17 protein-coding genes and 1 tRNA gene are annotated in these 20,883 nt (G+C 60.0%); 6 read left to right on the top strand and 12 right to left on the bottom strand.

The features are described from left to right. The first annotated feature begins 83 nt into the window (after positions 1 to 83). The 3 genes from HY836_RS05300 (at position 84) to HY836_RS05290 (ending at position 4,161) form a co-directional block, all read left to right on the top strand. The gene (locus HY836_RS05300) at positions 84 to 1,460 is read left to right on the top strand and encodes a hypothetical protein (protein ID WP_290674285.1); all 1,377 of its coding nucleotides are present in this window, start codon (positions 84 to 86) and stop codon (positions 1,458 to 1,460) included. Between the two features lie 97 nt (positions 1,461 to 1,557). Continuing rightward, positions 1,558 to 3,057: a hypothetical protein gene (locus HY836_RS05295; RefSeq protein WP_290674283.1), complete on the top strand. Its 1,500-nt coding sequence runs from the start codon at positions 1,558 to 1,560 to the stop codon at positions 3,055 to 3,057. 12 nt (positions 3,058 to 3,069) lie between these two features. Further along, a complete protein-coding gene (locus tag HY836_RS05290; protein WP_290674281.1) occupies positions 3,070 to 4,161 on the top strand; it encodes an acyltransferase in 1,092 nt (363 codons plus the stop codon). On the opposite strand, the gene HY836_RS05285 is transcribed toward HY836_RS05290, so the two are convergent. Then, positions 4,147 to 5,445, bottom strand: a complete 1,299-nt coding sequence (locus HY836_RS05285) for a glycosyltransferase family 61 protein (protein WP_290674279.1) — start codon at positions 5,443 to 5,445, stop codon at positions 4,147 to 4,149. The genes HY836_RS05290 and HY836_RS05285 overlap by 15 nt on opposite strands. Positions 5,446 to 5,657: 212 nt before the next feature. On the opposite strand from HY836_RS05285, the gene HY836_RS05280 reads away from it, so the two are divergent. Further along, the gene (locus HY836_RS05280; protein ID WP_290674277.1) at positions 5,658 to 6,071 is read left to right on the top strand and encodes an FdtA/QdtA family cupin domain-containing protein; all 414 of its coding nucleotides are present in this window, start codon (positions 5,658 to 5,660) and stop codon (positions 6,069 to 6,071) included. 18 nt (positions 6,072 to 6,089) lie between these two features. Here HY836_RS05280 and HY836_RS05275 read toward each other — a convergent pair whose 3' ends face one another. Genes HY836_RS05275 through HY836_RS05260 form a run of 4 tightly spaced genes read right to left on the bottom strand, consistent with a single transcriptional unit; the run spans position 6,090 to position 10,277 of the window. Further along, the gene (locus HY836_RS05275; protein ID WP_290674275.1) at positions 6,090 to 7,202 is read right to left on the bottom strand and encodes a DegT/DnrJ/EryC1/StrS aminotransferase family protein; all 1,113 of its coding nucleotides are present in this window, start codon (positions 7,200 to 7,202) and stop codon (positions 6,090 to 6,092) included. Positions 7,203 to 7,252: 50 nt separating this feature from the next. Further along, a complete protein-coding gene (locus tag HY836_RS05270) occupies positions 7,253 to 8,053 on the bottom strand; it encodes a glycosyltransferase family 2 protein (RefSeq protein WP_290674273.1) in 801 nt (266 codons plus the stop codon). An 11-nt stretch (positions 8,054 to 8,064) separates the two neighbouring features. Then, entirely contained in the window at positions 8,065 to 9,177 is a 1,113-nt protein-coding gene (locus HY836_RS05265) for a glycosyltransferase (protein ID WP_290674271.1), read from the bottom strand. Then, positions 9,174 to 10,277 (bottom strand): glycosyltransferase family 4 protein, encoded by a 1,104-nt coding sequence (locus tag HY836_RS05260; RefSeq protein WP_290674269.1) that lies wholly within the window; start codon positions 10,275 to 10,277, stop codon positions 9,174 to 9,176. Before HY836_RS05260 ends, HY836_RS05265 begins: the two co-directional genes overlap by 4 nt. Positions 10,278 to 10,465: 188 nt before the next feature. Here HY836_RS05260 and HY836_RS05255 point away from each other — a divergent pair, with 188 nt between their 5' ends. After that, complete coding sequence (locus tag HY836_RS05255; RefSeq protein WP_290674373.1) at positions 10,466 to 11,578, top strand: glycosyltransferase; 1,113 nt, start codon at positions 10,466 to 10,468, stop codon at positions 11,576 to 11,578. Here the strand turns inward: HY836_RS05255 and HY836_RS05250 are convergent. From HY836_RS05250 to HY836_RS05220, 7 genes are all read right to left on the bottom strand, one after another. Next, positions 11,537 to 12,436 (bottom strand): glycosyltransferase family 9 protein, encoded by a 900-nt coding sequence (locus tag HY836_RS05250; RefSeq protein ID WP_290674266.1) that lies wholly within the window; start codon positions 12,434 to 12,436, stop codon positions 11,537 to 11,539. The two genes, HY836_RS05255 and HY836_RS05250, sit on opposite strands and share 42 nt — an antisense overlap. Before the next feature lie 162 nt (positions 12,437 to 12,598). Beyond that, positions 12,599 to 12,674: transfer RNA gene (locus HY836_RS05245), tRNA-Phe, on the bottom strand. A 54-nt stretch (positions 12,675 to 12,728) separates the two neighbouring features. Then, entirely contained in the window at positions 12,729 to 13,517 is a 789-nt protein-coding gene (locus tag HY836_RS05240; protein WP_290674264.1) for a response regulator, read from the bottom strand. A 33-nt stretch (positions 13,518 to 13,550) separates the two neighbouring features. Further along, on the bottom strand, positions 13,551 to 15,920 hold the full coding sequence (locus tag HY836_RS05235; RefSeq protein ID WP_290674262.1) for an ATP-binding protein: 2,370 nt from the start codon (positions 15,918 to 15,920) through the stop codon (positions 13,551 to 13,553). 23 nt (positions 15,921 to 15,943) lie between these two features. Continuing rightward, positions 15,944 to 16,537, bottom strand: a complete 594-nt coding sequence (locus tag HY836_RS05230) for a DUF4390 domain-containing protein (RefSeq protein ID WP_290674261.1) — start codon at positions 16,535 to 16,537, stop codon at positions 15,944 to 15,946. An 8-nt stretch (positions 16,538 to 16,545) separates the two neighbouring features. Further along, the gene (gene rsmB / locus HY836_RS05225; RefSeq protein ID WP_290674260.1) at positions 16,546 to 17,928 is read right to left on the bottom strand and encodes a 16S rRNA (cytosine(967)-C(5))-methyltransferase RsmB; all 1,383 of its coding nucleotides are present in this window, start codon (positions 17,926 to 17,928) and stop codon (positions 16,546 to 16,548) included. A gap of 101 nt (positions 17,929 to 18,029) precedes the next feature. Next, positions 18,030 to 18,896 carry a GNAT family N-acyltransferase gene (locus tag HY836_RS05220; RefSeq protein WP_290674259.1) on the bottom strand — a complete coding sequence of 289 codons (867 nt, stop codon included), beginning with the start codon at positions 18,894 to 18,896 and terminating at the stop codon, positions 18,030 to 18,032. Positions 18,897 to 19,085: 189 nt separating this feature from the next. Between HY836_RS05220 and ptsP the strand changes: the two genes are divergently transcribed. Further along, positions 19,086 to 20,876, top strand: a complete 1,791-nt coding sequence (gene ptsP / locus HY836_RS05215; protein ID WP_290674258.1) for a phosphoenolpyruvate--protein phosphotransferase — start codon at positions 19,086 to 19,088, stop codon at positions 20,874 to 20,876. Positions 20,877 to 20,883: the final 7 nt, after the last annotated feature.

Here is a 20,883-nt window from a genome sequence, read left to right as displayed (position 1 = left end):
ATACCGCACTCCAGGCGCGTGCGCAGGCCTTTGTGGCCGACCTGTTGGAGGTCATCCGGCAGGAGCCTGACTTTGAACATGCGTTGACGCTGGCGGTCTGGCTTGGCCGCTACCTGTGGGTGAACTTTTGCGGCATCTATCGCCTCGATGATCTGGAGCTCATCCTGCTCGATAAGTTGGATGTACCAGCATCCTTGGATGTGTCTGATGGACCGGTGCGCGAGTTGCAGGTGGCGTCTGCGGTGTTTCGCAATGGCGGGCATTCGCCGTTGATGAGGTCGCTGATCACCGAGGCTGCTGAGCCACCAGATGTGCTCATGACATGGCCCACAACGGCGCTTGAGGCTGGCGGCATTCTGGCGGTGGATCCGGCGCGAGTAGAGGTTCCCTTGATCGATCAACCGATCAGCGCACGGGTTGTCCGTTGGGCGACCAAGATGGCAGGCTATGACCGTGTCATCTTGCATCTTCACCCTGACGATGTGGCCGCTGCGCTGGCCGTTCGATTGGCGAAGCAAGTGAAGCCCAGTCTGTTTGTGGGGTTCATGAATCACGCTGATCACGCTTTTTCAGCTGCGATAGGTGTCGCCGACAAGGTGTTTGAGATCAGCGCCTATGGATGGGCTTTGCGAGCGCAGCGCCAGTCTGAGCAACGCTCCACCTTTGTGGGTATTCCCATCGCCCCCCCTCTGCAGCGGCCGGATGGTGGCGGGCAGGGCGGGTATGCGTTCACCGGCGGTACGGCCTTCAAGTACAAACCCTTTCGTGGACACTCCCTGCCAGTGGTGTTGATGGAGCTGCTTCGGCGCGACCAAAGCATTCGTTTGAAGATCATTGGCCCCGATAGCAGAGATTACTGGTGGTGGCCTTTGCGCATGCGGGGCGGGCAGCGTGTGCAGATGATGAAGGCGGTACCCCGCGACGAGTATCTCAAGCTGCTCAACGATTGCGCGTACTACATTGACAGCTACCCCTGGCCAGGCGGCACGGCGTTCCCTGAGGCGTTGATGCGTGGGGGCCTGGTAGCGGCGATACAAGGCGGCTCGTCGGGATACAGCTATGCCGATGTGCTGCGCTCACACTCGGCAGAGGACTTCCTGGATGTTTGCATCAAATTGGCCGCGAAGGATGACGCTGCGCTGAGATTGCAAGCGGAAGTTCGTCAACGCTGTATCGCATTTCATGCGCCTTCAGCGGTCCGTGCTCGCATGGAGCAGGGCATGGATCCGCTGCATATCGAGTGGCCGCCACAGGAGATGTTGGCTCGCCAGCAAATACCTGCCGCCGAGTTGGATTGGATGGATAACGGGCGCTCCATCACGCCGTCGCTCAAGAAGCTGACTTTGAATCGAGCCATGCGGGCGGTGCTGTTGAGGCTGCACGCGCGCCATTTTGGTCGGCTCAGGCATTCATCGCTCAAGCTTGGGTTTGACTTGTATCTGAAAAAGGTCAAGGTATGAGTACGGCATCAACAAGGTAACTCATTGATGCAAATTGCAGGCACCCTCCGTTGTGAGGCGCCGTGAGTTTTAATGGGCATTTTTTTGGTGGGCTGTCATGCAGATCAAGTTTCCAAGACTGTCATTGAATCGACGTGAGGTGTTCGTAATCGGCTTGGGCCTTGTTGTTGGTCTGTTGATCGCCACGCTTGCCACTCAATGGATGTTTTTTGATGATGCGTATATCCATATGCGGATTGCTCGAAATTTCCTGGAGCACGGTCAGCCCTATTTCAATTTGGGGGATCACTTCAAGGCGGATTCCTCGACAGGGTATGTGCTACTGCTTTCTATGGCGCTCGCGTGGTTTTCTCCCGGGGTGGCGATTCGAGTCGTCGAGGGGGGAGCCATTGTTTTCACGTCCATTGCACTGACTTTGCTGGTTTACAAAAATGCCGGTAGTCGAGTAATGTCGGTCATCACCGTATTGGCCATGCTTCCAGCTTTCTTGTTGGCGGCATCGGGCGGTATGGAAACTGCCATTGCGTGCTGCTTGCTCTCTTGGGCTATTGTGTTCTGGTGTGAGCAAAAGTATCAGTATATGGTTGCGCTGATATCTGTGGCGGCGGGCTTCCGTATTGAGCTTGTTCTACTTTTGTTGTTGGTAATAGTCTATGTTGTTAGGAGTGAGAATCAGCGATTGAGAATCATCTTGTGGGCAAGTCCATTTGCCATCATCTGTCTTCTCGATGTTCTGTGGTTTGGAAGCATTTTTCCTCATGCTGCAAAGGCCAAATCAATTGGGTATGGCTTCCCACTTCAGAAGAGTATTCAGAATGCTGCGGGCATACTGCGTTGGAAGTTTTTGGCTCTGGTGTTGGTCTTCGCTAGTTTGGCCTCGGTCTTTCATCTGCTCAAGTCTCGTCTGCGACCATCTTTGTCAGACGCGCTGTTGATTTATGCAGGTTTCTTGTTCGCTGCGTGGGCATTAAGCCGATCGATCCTATTCGAGTGGTATTTGTGTTTGCTATCGTTTCCTATAGGTCTCTTGCTACTGGCCTCCAAGCAACGGAATGCGTTGATGCAGCGTGTCGCCTGTTATGTGGTTATTTTTGGGTCATGCATTTATGCTTGGGGCTTGCTTGTGTATTTTGGCCCTGCTAATCGAGAGGGGCACGTGAACATGCGGGTGCCATATTACATAAAGGTCGCATCTGGTTTGAGTGAGGTTTGCCCAACATGCACGCTTGCCACCACAGAGATTGGAGGGATTGGGTATGGTTTTAAAGGGCCTGTGTTCGATGCATTTGGTCTCGCCGACCCCGAGGCTATTCGATATCATCCATTGAAGGTGCCTGAAGAGCGCGCGGACTATGGAATTGGCGCAATTCCTCCAGCCTATGTGGAGTTCAGGCGACCTGACTTTGTTGTTACGCTTGATGTATATTCTCAGGCGCTTCAGAGTTCAGAGGTGGTGAAGTCGTACAATAAATACGATTGTCCTTTTCCGCCTGACTTGCTTATTTATTCTAAAAAATCGGGGGTGAAGGTTTTCTCCAGGAAATATATTCCACTTGATGTTCTTGAGAAAACCGGGTGCCATTCAGTGAAGTCATGACGTTCTACGTTGGTGAAATTGGAGGTGCAAACCTTGCCAAAGGAGAAGTTGCTGTTGGCGGATTTTGTGTATGGTCGGGATAACAACCTGCACCTTATCCGCATTCTGGCCGCGTACGCCGTGTTGGTCAGTCACAGCTTTGTGCTGGCGACAGGGGATGGTGCCAATGAGCCGTTTGCTCGCTCGCTTGGGGTGACGGTGGGCGCCATTGCAGTGGACGTATTCTTCATTGCAAGCGGCTTGCTGGTCACGGGCAGCTTACTCGTGAAGCAGGACTTGCGCGAGTTCGCATGGGCGAGGGCTCGCCGAATTTTCCCTGCCCTTTTCGTGATGTTGGTGCTCGTTGTTTTTGTGATGGGGCCGACGCTGACCCGCATGCCCCTGAGCGCTTATTTTGCTGATGGCGCCACTTACCAGTACCTGTTGAAAAGTGCCACGCTGGTCACCGGCATGGGCAAGAGTTTGCCCGGTCTTTTTGAGCACAATCCCTTTCCCCAGGCGGTCAATGGCTCCTTATGGACCTTGAAGTTCGAGATCCGGATGTACGTCATTCTGGGTTTGATGTGGCTGCTGATTCGTGTGCTGTTGAAGATGCCTGATGGGGTATTCAAGGCGATCGTGCTGCTTGTGGCAGGGCTTGCCGGCTTCATGCATTTGAAGGCTTGCCTTGGTTTTGGGGCTTATAGCCAATCCGTGCATCTCTTCTTCATGTTTTTCATGGGGGCGAGCATCTACCTTTTGAAGGATCAGATCACGCTGTCGTGGCCCATATTCGCGATCGTCGCTGTGGGAATTCTTGCGGCGGCCACCTCACGTACCCTGTTTCCGGTGGCCTATACGATGGCCATACCTTATCTGCTCGTGTTTCTTGCTTATGTGCCCGCAGGGCGCATTCGCGCCTACAACACGGTCGGCGATTATTCGTACGGCACTTACATCTATGCGTTTCCTGTGCAGCAAGCCTTGGCCAGTTGCTTTCCAGGTATTGGGGTTTGGGCGATGACGATCATGGCTAGCGGCATCGTACTGCCGTTAGCCATGCTCTCCTGGCATTTTGTGGAGAAGCCTATGCTGAGCAGGCGTCGCTATTCAAGCTGCTCTTGACGATCTCTGGACGCCGGTCTGCACTTCCTGCACGCGGCGTGGTATTGATTGACTGAGTGCCTGCTTGAGGTCGGCGGGGTCAATCGAATAGTTGCGGTTCATGTGATACCGATTATCTTCTGCTTGTGGGCCAATGACAAACTGCAACTGGTGACCCAGAATGTGCGCGATCTGGTTGAAATAATCATATGTTGCACCGTGGTAGCTCGCGGCCATGACGATAATCCGGCAGCCTGGTGGTGCAAAAATCATGTTGGCCAGGGCAGCACCTGTTGGTGCAACAATGAGCTTGGCATTCATGAATATTCTGGCTTGATGCGCAATACTCATTCCTGAAACATTGATGGTTTCAATGCTGAAGTCATCAATGATGTTTTCAATATCGTCGATATTGATAATGTTTCGGTCATTGTATGCCCACAGTGTTGTTCTTTTCAGATAGATGGATCGTGGGCGGCAATTCGCGTATTTTGAATATCTGCGACGCAGGGAGTCTCTCAGTTTGTTGAGGGCTACGTCGGAAAAGAAGAACTGAAAGCCTCGTTGATTTGTCTTGAAAAAATCCCTGAACTCATGGGGGCAGTATGATGTCGGTGAGATGTTGTACAGCGTGTCAACACATATATTGTCGTACCTGTCCACCATGATGATTTTGCGGCCAGGTCCGGTCAAGGCTTCAATTGATTCCAGTAGATTTTCTGCCAAACCATGGTCAACCAAAATAGGCGCATCACAGAGTTCTGGGATGTCTTCAATCAGCGCCAGTTTGGGTAGAACCTCAGTCAGCCAGTGGGCATAGTTGTATGGGGTTTGGTCGCAGAGATTTACCGCTACGGGGAGGTGACCGTGTGTCAAGCCAACGGAAATCTTGATTCGTTTGAATTGCTCGTCCATTCGAGCTCGCCCGTACATTTCAATGGGGCTTCTGTCTCGTTCTGGCGTGTAAATGTCGGGGTGGATAGCCTTTCCATCTCGAATGATGAAATTGCAGTTACCCAGTACTCGAACGTTCGTCATGCGAGTCAGCGTGATCCCCGGCCAATTCTTTTTGGGAAGTGCAAGCTGAGGTGATTCTGGTTGACGCCCCACAAAGACAGGTGCAGGAAAATCGCTGACGTGTTCATTCGTCAGCAGTTTCATGATTTCTGCCCCACCTGATTGAGCAAGCTCGCTATTGGATTGCAAAGGGAGCCAGGGGCGACGGATTTTCTTTAAATTTCTTGAAACTCGTTTTTTTGTTTTAACGAATTGTTTGATTTCAATTGAAAGATCTTTCGCACTCATTGCCTGCCACCATGTCTTCGAGTATGAAGTGCGACAGCTGAATTTTGGTTCTGATGCCCCAGTCTTGTCGCCCGGCCATGCTACCATAACAACTCGCTAAAACACGGCGAATGGAGGGTTGCGGCCCGCGTGAGATTGTTGTACGTCCGTGCTTTGGTGGATGTCATGGTTGGCTGGCGACTGAATCGCTCGGCCGTTGTTTGGGATGCGGCATGCCGATAGCAGATTGCAAGATCGTAGAGTTACCAAAGATCACCGACGCGCGTGGAAACCTGACCTTCATCGAAGGGGCGAATCACATCCCATTTGATATTCAGCGGGTGTACTACCTCTACGACGTCCCTGGCGGGGCGGAGCGCGGTGGCCATGCACACAAAGGCTTGTCGCAATTGATTGTGGCCATGTCCGGCAGTTTCGATGTGGTGCTGGATGACGGCTCCGAGAAGCGGCGCTTTCATCTCAACCGCTCGTATTACGGCTTGTATGTTTGCCCGATGATCTGGCGGGAGTTGGACAACTTCTCTTCAGGCTCGGTCTGCATGGTCCTGGCGTCCAATCGCTACGACGAAGACGACTATTACCGAGACTACGGCGACTTCAAGCAGGCGCTCAATCTGCGAGATTGAGCGCCGCGCTGGTGTTGATCAGCGCGTGAATTGCACGATGGACTGCGTGACGCGATGTACTTCGTCGTCGCGCATGCCTGGAAACAGCGGCAGACTCAAAACGCGGCCCGCAACGGCCTCAGCGATGGGAAATTCAAGCCCCCCATGTGTTTGTGCATAACAGGCCTGCTGATGCGGTGGGATGGGGTAGTGGATCACCGTCTGGATTTGCGCCTTGGCCAGGTGCGCCTGGAGCGCATCACGCTGATCCGATTCGACAACGTAGAGGTGCCAGACGGGTTGTGCCCACTCAGGGACGAACGGCGTCTTGACGGATAGGCTCGCTAGTTGTTGCGAGTACTGAGCGGCAAGGGTTCGGCGTTGGGTGTTGCATTCGTCGAGGTGACGAAGTTTGACGCGCAGGATGGCTGCCTGCAGTTCGTCCAGGCGGCTGTTCTCGCCCTTCTCCAGGTGCACGTACTTTTGTTTGGAGCCGTAGTTGCGAAGTACGCGGACTCGGTCGGCGATCTGTGCGTCGCTGGTCACGACGGCGCCACCATCACCCATTGCCCCGAGGTTCTTGCCTGGGTAAAAGCTGGTGGCTGCCGCGTGGCCCAGTGAGCCTGTCTTGCGCCCCTTGTACAGCGCGCCTTGAGCTTGTGCGTTGTCTTCGATCACCACCAGTTTGTGCTTGTCAGCAATCGCGTTGATCGGGTCCATGTCGGCCGGTTGGCCATACAGGTGCACGGGGATGATGCACTTGGTGCGGGGGGTGATGGCCTGCTCGATGGCTGCCGGGTCGATGTTGTGTGTGAGCCTGTCGGGTTCGACTGCAACGGGCGTGGCGCCCACGTCGCTCACGGCCAGCCATGTCGCGATGAATGTGTTGGATGGGACGATGACTTCGTCGCCGGGGCCGATGCCGTAGGCACGCAGCAGCAGTTGAATGGCGTCCAGACCATTGCCCACGCCGACGCAGTAAGCCGCGTCCGAGTATTGGGCAAACTCGTGCTCGAAGGCTTCTACTTGTGGCCCAAGAATGAACCAGCCGGCATCCACCACAGTCTGAATGGCCGATGTCAGTTCTGCTTTGATCGCTTGATGCTGTCGGTTGAGATCAACAAAGGGGATCGGGCTCAAGGAAGTGCTCATGGTGATGACAGAAGGTGTTTGTTATGGATGTTTTGGTGCCGGGGGGGGATTCAGCGAGATTTTGGGGCAGGGATGTCGTGCGGCATGACGCGCCCGTCCAGCCATAGCTTCAGGTAACGATAGTAGGAGTTGTGTGCATCGAGCACGGCCAGAATGAATCCGATTCGCCCGTCCATGAAGCCGCGACGCAGGATATAGGAGCGGATGAATGCCCACAGGCCGTGTCCCACGGCCTTGCCCAGACTACCTCGCTTGCCTTGTCTGCGCTGATCCTCGGCCCGGCCTGTGGTGTACCGGTTCATCTTGTCCAGGCCGTCATGCACGCTGGTGATGCTGTTGTGCAGCAGTCTGCCGGGGAGGCGCCCGGTCTTGCCGTTGAACAGCAGGCGCTCGTGCACCAGGTCGTCCGAAAAGCGCGCATCGCCGCGCCGGAACAATCGCACGCCCACATCGGGCGACCAACTGCCGGCCTGCATCCATTGGCCGCAGAAAGCTGAGAGGCGGTCGATCTCATAGATGGTTGGGGCCTCTGCGGGCAGAGGGCTTTGGGCTACAAGCGCCTTGATCGCCGAGGTCAAGGCGGCATCGAGCCATTCATCGGCATCGATGCACAGCACCCATTCGCCAGTGGCAGCGTTCAGGCCGCGCTGTTTTTGTGGCCCGAAGCCCGGCCAGTCTTTCGTTTCGATGAGCTTGGCGCCTGCCTGGCGAGCCAGATCGACCGTGCCATCGGTGCTACCGGAGTCGACTACGATCAGCTCGTCAGCAAAGGCGACCGATGCAAGGCAAGTGGGCAGCCGTTGAGCTTCATTCTTGGTGATGATCACCACGGAGAGGCGCGCTGTTGTCATGTGGTTCAGTCCTATGCCAGCACGGCCTCGATCAATGCGCGCGCGGAATGTTCGGAACGCACGTCCGTGGCGGCCGCGCATGCACGTTGCGCGAAGCCGGCGTGGTCGTTCAGGATGGTTTGAATGGCGTTCAGCAGCCCGCAGGGCGTCAGATCGGAGGTGGCCACACCCGCCTTGTATTTTTCGGCCAGCCGAGCCATCCAGGTGCCATCGGTCACCACAACCGGCGAGCCCGCCTGTAGCGCGTCCAGGGTGACGCCGCTGACGCGGTCCTGAAAACTGGCGGCACGGTAGGGCTGAATAACGATGGCGCCTTGGAATTGGGCGCGATAGGTCTCGCGGTCCATCGCTTCATGGTGCAGTTGCAGCCCCACGTAGTCACTGGCTTGTAGTCGGGCGAGGGCCTCGGTCAATTCGAGGTCCTTGTCATGGCCGTGTTCCAGTGAGGTTTGCACAATGATGGGCCAGGATAACTGGCGCTTTGCCATTTCTTCGACCAAATCGACGATGTGGCCAAATCCTTTGTCCATTCTGGCGGAGCCAGGCACCAGCAGGTGTCGAAACTCACCGGTGTGGGCTTCTGGCTGGGTGTCTTGATTGGCCGTGTCAAGCGGATAGGGCACCACCTGTGTCTTGAAGCCGCATGAGGCGAAGAAGTCGGCCACGCTGGCCGTCGGGGCAAGGATCTTGAGCTCTGGTTGGCGTCTGGCAATGGCGGTGTACAACCGCGCTTTACCTGGCTTGATGTTGAGCCAGTGCACAAACAGGGTCACCTTGTGGGCGGGAATGCGCCCGATGCCGCAACTGCGGGCGGCCCAGTCCAGGCTGACCAGATCCGTGCTGCCCGCAGTTGACACAAGGATGCGGCCGGGTTCGCGCAGCAGCCGACGGTACAGGCCCAGGGCCTGAAAGCGGCGCCAGCGACGTACAAAATGGGCTCGAACCTGACCTGGGGCGGTCCAGGTTGTCTTGGCGATATTGCGGCCGCCCCACACGCGGATGTCTTGACAGCCGGTATGCAGCGCAGCTTCACTCAGGGCGCGGACCAGGCTCATGCAATGTCCGGCATCGCTGTTGAGCGTCGGCTCCACGATGTTCAAGGGGCTTGTCGTTGCGCGCGTCATGCGTCGCGTCCTGTTTGTCTCGCACGCAATTGGTCTACGTGGCGCAGGAGGGCCTGCAGGTGCGCGTCAACAGTCGGGTCATAGCGCAAGGCCTTCAGCGGATCTGCAACCTGCAAGGTGCCGGCGCGCCAGCGTGACAACACTTGCGCGATGGCAACGTGCAAGCTGGCTTGCTGTGACGTGGCTGCCTCAATCTTGAACGGAATGACGCCATCGCCTTGCAGGACCTCCATGCAACCCATGCCTTCGGCACCGACCAACGGGGTGCCACACAACACGGTCTCCACGCCGACGAGCCCGAAGGGTTCGTAGCGAGACGCCATCACCGTGCAATCCACCGCGCGGTATACATCTTCAATGTCACTGCGGTAGCCGAGATAGCGAAGGTTGGGGGCCTGCACGTCAACAGGTCGGCCCGCGACCACCAGCAAGACGGGCAGGTCACTGTGCCCCAGTGCCTCGACCAGCAGATCCAGGCCTTTGCGGGCATGCCCGGTTGAGGCCAGCAGGAAAACGCATCGATCGGGCGGCAGCCCCAGTTGCTCGCGCAAGGCTTGCTTGCGTTGGGCGGATACGGGATGAAAGCGTTGCGTGTCCACGGGGGGATACAGCACGTCCACTTTGCTGGGCTCAACGCCATAGAACTGCTTGACCTGTCGGGCCATCAGTTCCGAGTGGGCGATCACCACGGACGCGTGACCGAGGTGTTTGGCTTCCAGGGCAATGGCCAGTTTGTCTTTCCAGGATGGGGTTTGGTTGATGGCGGCGAGGTAGCCAGGATGGGTGCCGCCACAGATGGCAATGTCAGCCGCTGAGGTCTGGCTCAACGCGATCAAAGGAAACCATTGATGGCGGGCTTTCAGGCGCCGCAAGCGCGCGTCGAACCAGCGGTCACGCAAAGCGCCGCCAAGCCCCCAGGTGCGGATGTGGATGGGGTTCACCCAGGCATACTCAGCGATGGACTTGTCGAACTTGTGGGCGATCACCGTGGGGCGCAGGCCGCGGGCGTGCAGGCTGTCCACCAGCGTCAGCAGGTAGCGCTCGATGCCGCCTGAGTGGCGCAGCCCATGGTTGGATAGAACCAGTGAGGTGTCACTCATGATCCGCGGGCCTCGCGGGTGCTCGACTTGGCCATGGGGGCAGGGGAGGGGGCCATCTGTGCGTCATTCTTGTCGCATGATGTAGGCCGTTGTTGAATGGACCCAAGATTGTGCTTGAATTTTCTTCGCAAAACGCGTTGCCGCCTCAGCGAGGCCAGGGAGATGGTGCTGGCGCGCAGCCCAGGCGCTTGAGGGTCATCCACTTTGTCACGGGCGGGTTTTCGGGGGCGACTCAGGTCGCGGTCGATCTGGTGCGTGCGTGTCGTGGTGATCCCGAGTGGGACGCGATGCTGGTGTTGCGGCGCAAGTCGCAGACCGAGATGTCACGTGTTCAGCAACTGCGTGATGAGGGTTTGACCATTGAGTTGGTTCCAGGGTGGGCGCATGTCGCCACCATTCAGGGATTGGTCAAGGTCTGCGAAGCGTTCCAGCCCGATGTGTTGGTGGCTCACGGCTTCAGTGAGCACCTGTGGGGGCGTTACGCCGGCTTGTTGGCCAAGGTGCCCGTGCTGGTTCATGTTGAGCACAACTCGCGCGAGCGATATTCGGCCTGGCGGCTCGCTCAGGCGCGCTGGCTGGCCAAGCGTACCGCCTTGATCGTGGGCTGTTCGGAGGGCGTCAAGTCCAGTTTGCTGGCGCTCGGCTTCGATTCGCAGCGCACGGTGGCCATTTCCAATGGCATCCGCCTGGCGCCCTTTGTTGACGCTGCTCAGCGATCTTTTGCGGCGCGTACGCCCGGGATCGTGATGTCGGCTCGGTTTGCAAGGCAAAAGGATCATGCCACGCTGATCAGGGCGGTTGCCTTGCTCAAGGAGCGGGGGCTTGCCCCGCCAGTCAGTCTTGCGGGTGGCGGCAAGCAGCGTGACCGTGATGCGGCCGAGCGGTTGGCCAAGTCGCTGGGGTTGGGCGATCAGGTTCGCTTCCTGGGCCATTGCCCAACCGTGCCGGATCTGTTGATGAATCATCAGATCTACGTGCTGTCCACGCATTACGAGGGCATGCCGCTGGCCTTGGTTGAAGCCATGGCGGCGGGTTGCGCGGTCGTGGGCAGTGCTGTTGTGGGGGTGCAGGAGTTGCTGCGTGATGGTGTGGATGGCCGTCTGGTGCCTGAGGCTGATCCAGTGGCCTTGGCCAATGTGCTGGAGGAGTTGTTGAGGCATCCTGAGCGGGCCGCGCAATTGGCTCTGCGCGCGCGCGCGCGGGCGAATGCCGAGTTTGGCGTGGATGTCATGGCTCGGCGTTATGCCGAGCACATTCGCTCAGCGTGGAAGCAGGCGCAAGGCGGTGTCGTGCACGGTTGATGCAGATGGCCACTGAGGCCACTCACGTACAACGGTGACGTTGGGTCCCCAAGGTGCCCAATGTTCGGGGTCCGTCGGGCCGAGGATGCTGATCAAGGGCGTGCCGACAGCCGCTGCCAGGTGGCCAGGGCCTGTGTCGTTGGCCAGAGTCAGGCTGGCGCGCGCCAGTATGGCGGCGTACACATCCAGCGGAACGCCCGGCAGGATGGTGGCGTGCTGGCTGAATTGTTCTGCCTCGGCTTCTTCGCCGGGGCCGGGGCAGATGACAAGTGGCAGGTCTTTGCTCAGGCTTTGAGTGAGTTCCTTGAAGTGGGGCCACTTCTTGTCGAATTGGTACATCATGCCGGTGGCAAAAGGCACCACGCAGGCGAAAGGCTGCCCATCAAGCTGATGCTGAGCGAGCAAGGCTTGAGCTTTGTCTTGCGCACTCTGGCTGAGCCTGAAGCCGATGCTGGCAGGTGGCGGCGCTTCATGTTGCCCTGTCAGTTCACAGGCGAGGTGCCAGAAGGTCTCCAGCACATGCTTGTTCTGCAGGCGCGCCAGCTTTCTGCTGAGCAGCAGGCTTCGGCCGTCTTTGCTGTAGCCGCAGACCTTGTGACCCGACAGGCGCAACTCCAGTGCGCTCGAAAACGAGTTCGGGAAGCTCAGTGCATTGATGCGGCGATCGAAGGTTGGATCGATGCGCTGGCTTTGAAGCCGAATGGCGCGTAAATCATGGAGTCGAGCGCTCAGTGCATTGTCCTGGCGTTTGGTGAAGTGCCAGTCGTATCCTGAGAGCAGGGTTCGCGCCCAGCCTTTGCCGTACAGGTTCAGATTGAAGCCGTGTTGCTCAAGCAACTCAAGGGCGGGCAATGCCATCACGACATCGCCAATCCAATTGCATAGGCGAACCGTCAACGGGTGTTGAGCGGAGGGCAGGGGGGTGTTTGGAGCGTGGCGTGGCATGAGTTTGGCGCTCTGAACCGCCGAATATGCGGAAAGGCCCCGCGAGCTGAAAGCTTGCGGGGCCTTTGAATTTTTTGGTGGCCTGGGGCGGAATCGAACCACCGACACGCGGATTTTCAATCCGCTGCTCTACCAACTGAGCTACCAGGCCATTTCTTCAGCTCAAAACCGCGTTGCAGTGATCAGCGAAGACTTAGACTATACATCAATTTACGGCAGTTTTCTTGCTGCGACCCAAATCAACGCCAAGTTGTTTGAGTTTTCGATACAGGTGGGTGCGCTCCAGGCCGGTTTTTTCGGCAACGCGGGTCATGCTGCCGCCTTCGCGCGCCAGGTGGAACTCGAAGTAGGCGCGTTCGAAGTCATCACGCGCTTCACGCAGTGGGCGATCAAGCTCGAAGCTTTGCTCATGCGATGGGCCGCTCGGCGTGTGGCCGTTCATGCTCGATACCGGTTGCACCGTGTTGTACGACACGGGGCTGCTGTGGTGATGTGCATCACTGCCACCAACCAGTTCGCTGCGAATGGGCGAACTCATGCTGGTGATGCCGGCATAGGACGATGCTGCGGTGATGGGCGTGACGGTGGCCAGATGCACGGTCGGTGCAGGCGTGGCCGCCGCGCGAGGCGTGGGTTTGGTCAGGCCCTGTTCGACCGCACGCAGCAACTTCTGCATGGTGATGGGCTTTTCCAGGAAGGACTGCGCACCGAACTTGGTGGCTTCCACGGCCGTGTCAATGGTGCCGTGGCCGGACATCATGATCACAGGCATGGTGAGTTGGCCGCTTGCAGACCACTCTTTGAGGAGGGTGACGCCGTCTACATCGGGCATCCAGATATCGAGCAGCACCAGATCGGGCTTGCACTGTTCACGCAGGATGCGTGCCTTGGCGGCGTTTTCGGCGAGTTCGACGGAGTGTCCTTCGTCGCTCAGGATTTCTGACAGCAGGGCACGGATGCCCAGTTCGTCGTCAACAACAAGAATGGTGGCCATGAATTTGTTTGACCCCTTAGATGGGAACTATGACTAGTGTGACCCAGCTTGGGCAGATTTAGATGACAGCTTTGAAAATGATAACGAAACTTGAGCCCCTCTCACAGTATGAGCTTGTGAGGGATACCCTAGTTTCGAGCTGCTTTTAGGTATCGAATCGTTGCTGTCACTGAAATTGCGCAGCCTGACTAACGCGCCGTGTTCATCGGCGATCTTCTTGACCACCGCCAGGCCGAGCCCTGTGCCTTTGTTCTTGGTGGTCAGATAGGGCTCGAACGCACGCTTGAGGATCTTGTCAGGGAAGCCCGGCCCATTGTCTCGCACCACAAGGCGCACGGCACGGATGCTGCCATCGTCCTTCAACGGTGCGTCGGTGCGTATGAGCACATTCGGCGTCACATCAGCAACCGCTTGTTCGCCGACTGCATCCAGTGCGTTTTGAACGAGGTTGTGAACGACCTGCCTTAGCAGGGTGGCGTCGCCCATGATCTCGGGCAGGTCGGGCTTGAGTTCGACTTGCAGCGTACCCTGTTCGATGGCATGCCCATACAGGGCCAGCACATCGCTGATCAGCTCGTTGAGATCGATCGGGGTGAGTTTGGCCGTTGGCATCCGCGCGAAGTCCCTGAACTCGTTGATCAAGGTCTTGAGTGCCTGCACCTGCGTGACGATGGTGTTGACTGATCGAGTCAACAATTGTTGTCCTGGCTCGTCGAGTTTGCCTTCCAGCTTCATCTGCATGCGTTCGGCTGACAGCTGGATGGGGGTCAGCGGGTTCTTGATCTCGTGGGCCACGCGGCGCGCCACTTCGCTCCAGGCTTCTGCACGTTGAGCGGATACCACTTCTGTGAGGTCATCGAACACGATGAGCCGCTCGTTGGGTGGAAGCTCCGCGCCCCGCACCAGCAGGGTCAGCGGTTCAGGGCTGGAAGGCAGGCTAAGCTCGTAGGACTCCTGCCATTGCTGGCGTTCGCCTGGTACGGGGTCGCTGGCGTACAGGTCAAAGCGTTGGCGGATGGTGTCGGCAAAGGCCTGCAGGCCGTTCACGTCGGCCAGGTAGCGACCTTTGTAGGCCGACAGGGGCAGGCGCAGGATGCGCGTGGCGCCTGGGTTGACCATGTCGATGCGGCCGGTGGAGTCGAACACGATCACGCCCGCGGTGAGGTTGTCGAGGATGGTCTGCAAGTGGGCGCGGGCACTGTCGAGCTCCTGCACGCTGCGGTTGGCAAGCGTGCGCGCATCGGCCAACTGCTGGGTCATCGCGGCAAAGGATCGCGTCAGACCGCCCAGTTCATCGGTAGACGTGAAGATGGCCTTGGGCCGCAGGTCGCCGCGGGCCACTTCCCCCACACCTTCGGCGAGCAGCAGCAAAGGGCGAGCCAGTTGCTGGCCGAGGATGGCAGCGAGCAGGAAGGCACCGAACACGGCCAGGATCAGGGCCAGCGTGAGCGTGCCGATGTACATGCGCTTGAGGCCGACACGGCTCAGCGAGCGCTGCTGGTATTCGCGGTAGGCGGCTTGTACGTCCAGCGCGTTGCGCACCAGTTGGGGTTGCAACTGCTGCGTGATCAGCAGGTAGTGGCCGCGGGCTTGCAGGCTGAAGCTGTTGTCCGGCACCCAGGCTAGTGCCAGGACTCGCGCCACGCTGGGCAATGGCGCGACAGCAGCATCCGGCTTGCGCTCCAGACTGTCCTCGTTGCGGTCATCCAAGCCTTCTACCAGCGCCATCACGCCTTTGCTGCGGGCTTCCTGTCGCCAGCTGAGTGGCAGGCGCTCGGCTGCCAGTATGCGTGTGCCGTCGCCGCCTGCTGTCAGTTCAACCTGCCCGGACTCGGTCAGCAGGGTGACGACCTGTGCCCCCAGTTGTTCGCGCAAACGCTCCAGCTCGATGATGCCGGTCGTGGTGGGGCCGGTTAACTGGCCATTCCCGGCCGATGGCGTGCTCAAGCGTTCTGCCGCCAGTCGGGCCTTGTTGGCGAGGTCGATGGTGAGGTTGTCCAGCGTGCTGCGGCCCAGGTTGAGCCCGGCTTCCAGCGCCCCTTCCACGCGCACGTCAAACCAGGTTTCGATGCTGCGTGAGACGAACTGGTAGGACACGGTGTAGATCAGCAAGCCCGGCAGCAGGCCCACCAGACCGAAGATGCCCGCGAGCTTGAGCAACAGTTTGCTGCCGAACTTGCGGGCGCGCAGGCGCAGGGCAAGCCGTGCCAGGGCGATGAGGATGACCAGGATCAGCCCGGCAGCCAGTGCCACATTTGCCCAAAGCAGCCATTGATAGTGCGGCTCGTAGCGCTCGCTGTTCTGTGTGGCAAAGACCAGCAGGAAGGAGAGGATCAGGCCGGCGCCGCCCATGGCCACGCCGGCGACGATCCAGGCCCAGCGGTTGGCTTTGATGGTGCTCATGAGCTGCCTTGTGCCAGACTCATTCAGCGCAAGGCCGGCACCCAGGCGCGGCGCTGCACATCCAGGTTCCAGTCCAGCAGGCCGCCCAGGCCAATTTGCAGGGGGCGCGGGAGTTCATCGGTATCGAGGCGGAAGCTGAAGTCCACGTAGCAGTCCTGATCATCGGCACCTGCAATAGGGTCGGCGATACGCCAGCGGTCCGTTCGACGCAGGGCGTCCAGGGCTTCGTTGAGGGTGGCGTAGTGCCGACTCAGGCCGTCCAGATTGAGCTTCCAGCGGCGCGTCAGGGGTTGGTAGGCCAGGCGCCAGCGGCGTGTGGTTTCACCTTTGGGCTGGTCTGTCCAGTACCAGCGCTTGCGAAACACATTGGCTTCGGCCACGAACACGACGGCAATGCCTTTGCTGAGCGCCAGTTCCAGATCGCGTGGCAGGTCAAAACGCGCGCTGTAACTCAGCAGCACGCCTTCGTCGGTGTGCATGATGGCGAGTTTGTCCAGCTCAACACTGCGGTGCCCAGGTGTTTCGGCATGCGCGAGCCGCCCTGCCGGTGCCATGGTGGCAGCAAGCAAGGCTGAGGCACTGCTTTTGAGCAGTTCTCGGCGGCGCATCTGGGACATCACGCACCCTAGGTGGTTTTGGACAGCAGGGCGTAGAAAAAGCCGTCGCCACGGTTGTGCCGGGCGGGGTCAAGGTATTCGACCACAGGCAACAGGTGGCCGGGCGAGGGGCGAGCCTGGGCGTCCGAGGTGCGTTGCAAAAACGCGTCGATGCGATCCTGGCCTTCCATTTTGAAGACGGAGCAGGTGCAGTACAGCAGATGGCCGCCGGGCTTGAGCAGCGGCCACAGAGCATCGAGGATGGCGTCCTGGGTTCGGGCCAGGGCGCTGATGTCGGATTCACGGCGCAGCCAGCGCACGTCGGGGTGGCGTCGCACGATGCCGGAGGCGCTGCAGGGCGCATCCAGCAAGATGGCGTCAAACGCCTGGCCGTCCCACCAGCCGGCGGGGTGGCTGGCATCGGCAGCGATGGTGCGTGCGCTCAGGCCCAGTCGGCTCAGAGTCTCGTTGACGCGCACGAGCCGCTGTGGATCAGCGTCCAGCGCCGTCACGGCCAGATCGGCCAGTTCGAGCAGATGGGCTGTCTTGCCGCCAGGGGCTGCACAGGCATCCAGCACGCGGGCGCCAGCGGGCAAAGTGCGGCCTCCGGCGTGGACCAGCAAAGGCGCGGCAATCTGGGCGGCGGCATCTTGCACGGACACATCACCTTGCTCGAAGCCCGGCAAGCGGTTGACGGGGACGCCTTGAGCCAGAACGATGGGGTCGGGCTGATCAGCCGGTACAACGGGCGCACCACTGGCCTGCGCCTCATGGCCGGCGTCGGCCGACAGGATGCCCGCATCGATGAGTTGCTGTCGGTAGGCCTTGACCGTGTGATGGCGCTGGTTGACCCGCAGGGTCATGGGCGGCTGTTCCTGGTTGGCCATCAGGATGGCTTGCCAGTGGTCGGGCCAGTCCTGCTTCAGGCGTTTGATCCACCAGGCGGGGTGGTTGAAGCTGGCGACCGGATCCTGCTCGATCCCGGCCAGCAGTTCACCGCGCTCACGCAGGAAGCGGCGCAGCACGGCGTTGACCATGCCGCTGGCGGGCCGGGCGCGGCGCTTGGCGGCTTCCACGGCCTGGTCTACCAGCGTGTGTTCGTTGTATTCGGTGCCGCACGCCAATGCCAGCGCTGACAGCAGCAGGGCGTCCACCCAGGCTTGCGGCGCCTTGGGAACCAGCTTCTTGCGCAGGGCTTCGGCGGTGCCCAGGCGGCGCAGCACGGCAAACGACAGGGCCTGCACGCCGGGGCGCTCCTGTGGGCGGCGCGCGGCCAGGACGTCGGTCAGCGATTGGCCCTGGCGGACGGCTGCGACGGCATCGGCGCAGCCACTCAGCAATTGCCACAAGGGCAGGCTGCCTGCCTGGGGGGATGATTCGATGGGGGATGAAGGGCGGGCTGGACGACTCATGGCGCGCAGTCTATGCGTTGCCGGGGCGTCCAGCCCGCTTGGCTGGATTGTTTGCCGTTCTTTGCCTCGCTTTGAGCGCGAAAAACGGCTTGTCCGAGGCCTCAGGCGCCCAGGAAATGGCGGCGATAGCGGGCCGGCAGATCGGCGATGCGCATCAGCATGGGCAGGTCTGCGGTGTTGAAGTCAGGATCCCAGGCTGGGGCGCCCAAAATCTTGGCGCCGCAGCGGAGATAGCCTTTGATCAGTGCGGGCGGGTCCACTTGCAGGTGGTGATCCAGTTCTTCAACCGGCAAAGGCAGGCGCGGGCGCACTTGCAGGTCGATCGGGGCCAGGTGCGTGTGGCGCAGTTGTTCCCACAGGCTGGCGGCCACGTGGCCGCCGTCGCGCATGCTGATGCTGGCACAGCCGATCATGGTGTCCAGATCGTTGCGGACCATGAACTCGGCCAGCGCACCCCACAGGGCCATGATGGCGCCGCCGTTGCGGTGATCCGGGTGAACGCAAGAGCGGCCCAGCTCCACCATCTTGCCGCGCAAGGGGCGCAGGCGGGTCAGGTCGAATTCGGTTTCGCTGTAGAGGCCGCCCACGCGCTTGGCCGCGTCAGGCGTCATCACGCGGTAGGTGCCGATCACCTCGCCCGGCTCGCCGTTCTCGGAGCCCAGGCGCACCAGCAGGTGCTCGCAGTAGCTGTCGAACAGGTCGATGTCATGGCCTTCGGGGCTGCCGGGTGGCACGCTCAGGCGAGCGCCCATTTCGCCGGCGAAGATGTCGTATCTCAGGCGCTGCGCGGCGCGAACATCTTCCTCAGTGCGAGCCCAAACGACTTCCAGGGCCTGTCGTTGCTTGCCACCAGCAGCCGGCTGTGCATCGGAGCTCGGGTGAAGTGACCTCCGGGCGGCGCGGGATTCGGCCGTAAGTTGAGAAGACAGGTCTGCCATCGGCAGGGTGGGCAGGGGGAGGTCACGCATCGTCATCTCCAGTCGTTGGGCTTCATGGACATGAGATGGCAGTGTTGCCATGGCCGGTGACGCAACCGTGAACATGTCATGACATTTGCGTGAATGGGGCCCGGATGGCCCAGGGGGTATTTGATCCGCGTTAATCCTCATGACAAATCCTGAAACACGGAGCAGGTCCACGCTGCTAGGATTGGGTGTATGAGCATCCAGATATTCGGTTTGCCCGTCTCCCGGGGCGTGGCCATCGGCCGTGCCGTGCTGGTCGCATCCAGCCGGGTGGACGTGCCGCACGTTTTCATCGATTCATCCTTGATCGATGGGGAAGTGGCCCGCCTGTACACCGCCCGCGATGTGGTGGCCGACGAGTTTGAGGCGCTCAAGCGCGATCTGCCCGCCGATGCGCCTGCCGAACTGGCCGCCCTGCTGGACGTGCACCAGATGCTGCTGCAGGACGAGGCCCTGATGGGTGCCGCAGCTGACTGGATCCGCCAGCGCCATTACAACGCAGAGTGGGCCGTATCCGCCCAACTCGAAGTGCTGGCACGCCAGTTCGACGAGATGGAGGATCCTTACATCCGTGAACGCAAGGCAGATCTGGAGCAGGTGATCGAGCGCCTCTTGCGCAGCCTGAGCCGGGGCGAGCCCTCCGCTGTGCCGGATGCCAATCGGACTACGCGCGATTTCGGTGGTGACGAGCCGCTGGTGCTCGTGGCCAATGACATCGCCCCGGCTGACATGCTGTCTTTCAAGCGCAGCGTGTTCACGGGCTTCGTGACCGATGTGGGCGGCAAGACATCCCACACGGCCATCGTGGCGCGCAGCATGGACATTCCCGCCGTGGTGGGGGCCCGCCAGGCCAGCAGCCTGATCCGCCAGGACGACTGCATCATCATCGACGGCGACGCCGGCCTGGTGATCGTCGATCCCTCGCCCATCGTGCTGGAGGAGTACCGCTTCCGCCAGCGCCAGAGCGAGCTGGAACGCTCACGCCTGGCCCGTTTGCGGCACACACCTGCCGTGACGCTGGACGGCGAGCGCGTGGAGTTGCTGGCCAATATCGAGATGCCGGAAGACGGCCCCGGTGCGCTGGAATCCGGTGCCGTGGGTGTGGGCCTGTTCCGCAGCGAATTCCTGTTCATGGGGCGTTCGGACAACCTGCCCGACGAAGAAGAGCAGTACGACGCCTATCGCCGTGCCGTGGAAGCCATGAAGGGCCTGCCCGTCGTGATCCGCACGGTGGACGTGGGTGCCGACAAGCCGCTGGAAGGCATGTCGGCCAGCGAGTTGCGCCACGAATCGGTGTTGAACCCGGCGTTGGGCCTGCGTGCCATCCGCTGGAGCCTGGCCGAGCCCAGCATGTTCCGCCGTCAGTTGCGTGCGCTGCTGCGAGCCGCGCACCATGGCCCGGTCAAGATCATGATCCCCATGCTGGCCAGCCAGCGCGAGATCCGCCAGACGCTGGACAACATCGCCCACGCACGCCGCCAGCTGGCCGATTCCGGCAAGCCGTTTGGCGAGGTCGAACTGGGCGCGATGATCGAAGTGCCGGCTGCGGCCCTGACCTTGCCCGTCTTCCTGCGTTATTTCGATTTCGTGTCGATCGGCACCAATGACCTGATCCAGTACACCCTGGCCATTGACCGTGCCGATGAGGCCGTGGCCCATCTCTACGACCCTTGGCACCCTGCGGTGCTGCAGTTGATGCATTCAACGATTCAGCAGGCGCGTGCAGCAGGCAAGGGGGTGAGCGTGTGCGGTGAAATGGCCGGTGATCCGACCTTCACCGAGTTGCTGCTGGCCATGGGGTTGCGCACCTTCTCGATGCACCCCTCTCAGATCGCGTCGGTCAAACAGCGGGTGCTGCGTGCCGATACGCGTCGCCTGGCGCCTCTGGTGGACGCCGTGCTGCGCAGTGAAGAGCCCGAAGCCACGTGCGTCGAGCTTTTCTCGCAAGGCGGTTCCAGCCACGCCACACAGATGCGGGCCTGATTGGGTG

This window comes from Aquabacterium sp. (assembly GCF_016234775.1).
Classification (GTDB): Bacteria; Pseudomonadota; Gammaproteobacteria; order Burkholderiales; family Burkholderiaceae_C; genus Aquabacterium.
This window is presented reverse-complemented; position numbering and strand designations above follow the sequence as displayed.

Excerpts from the sequence above, each read along its gene's own strand:
- HY836_RS05295 (WP_290674283.1), top strand. The coding sequence starts at position 1,558 with ATGCAGATCAAGTTTCCAAGACTGTCATTGAATCGACGTGAGGTGTTC.
- HY836_RS05285 (WP_290674279.1), bottom strand. The coding sequence starts at position 5,445 with ATGAGTGCGAAAGATCTTTCAATTGAAATCAAACAATTCGTTAAAACA.
- HY836_RS05280 (WP_290674277.1), top strand. The coding sequence starts at position 5,658 with ATGCCGATAGCAGATTGCAAGATCGTAGAGTTACCAAAGATCACCGAC.
- HY836_RS05275 (WP_290674275.1), bottom strand. The coding sequence starts at position 7,202 with ATGAGCACTTCCTTGAGCCCGATCCCCTTTGTTGATCTCAACCGACAG.
- HY836_RS05270 (WP_290674273.1), bottom strand. The coding sequence starts at position 8,053 with ATGACAACAGCGCGCCTCTCCGTGGTGATCATCACCAAGAATGAAGCT.
- HY836_RS05265 (WP_290674271.1), bottom strand. The coding sequence starts at position 9,177 with ATGACGCGCGCAACGACAAGCCCCTTGAACATCGTGGAGCCGACGCTC.
- HY836_RS05260 (WP_290674269.1), bottom strand. The coding sequence starts at position 10,277 with ATGAGTGACACCTCACTGGTTCTATCCAACCATGGGCTGCGCCACTCA.
- HY836_RS05250 (WP_290674266.1), bottom strand. The coding sequence starts at position 12,436 with ATGGCATTGCCCGCCCTTGAGTTGCTTGAGCAACACGGCTTCAATCTG.
- HY836_RS05240 (WP_290674264.1), bottom strand. The coding sequence starts at position 13,517 with ATGGCCACCATTCTTGTTGTTGACGACGAACTGGGCATCCGTGCCCTG.
- HY836_RS05235 (WP_290674262.1), bottom strand. The coding sequence starts at position 15,920 with ATGAGCACCATCAAAGCCAACCGCTGGGCCTGGATCGTCGCCGGCGTG.
- HY836_RS05230 (WP_290674261.1), bottom strand. The coding sequence starts at position 16,537 with ATGTCCCAGATGCGCCGCCGAGAACTGCTCAAAAGCAGTGCCTCAGCC.
- rsmB (WP_290674260.1), bottom strand. The coding sequence starts at position 17,928 with ATGAGTCGTCCAGCCCGCCCTTCATCCCCCATCGAATCATCCCCCCAG.
- HY836_RS05220 (WP_290674259.1), bottom strand. The coding sequence starts at position 18,896 with ATGCGTGACCTCCCCCTGCCCACCCTGCCGATGGCAGACCTGTCTTCT.
- ptsP (WP_290674258.1), top strand. The coding sequence starts at position 19,086 with ATGAGCATCCAGATATTCGGTTTGCCCGTCTCCCGGGGCGTGGCCATC.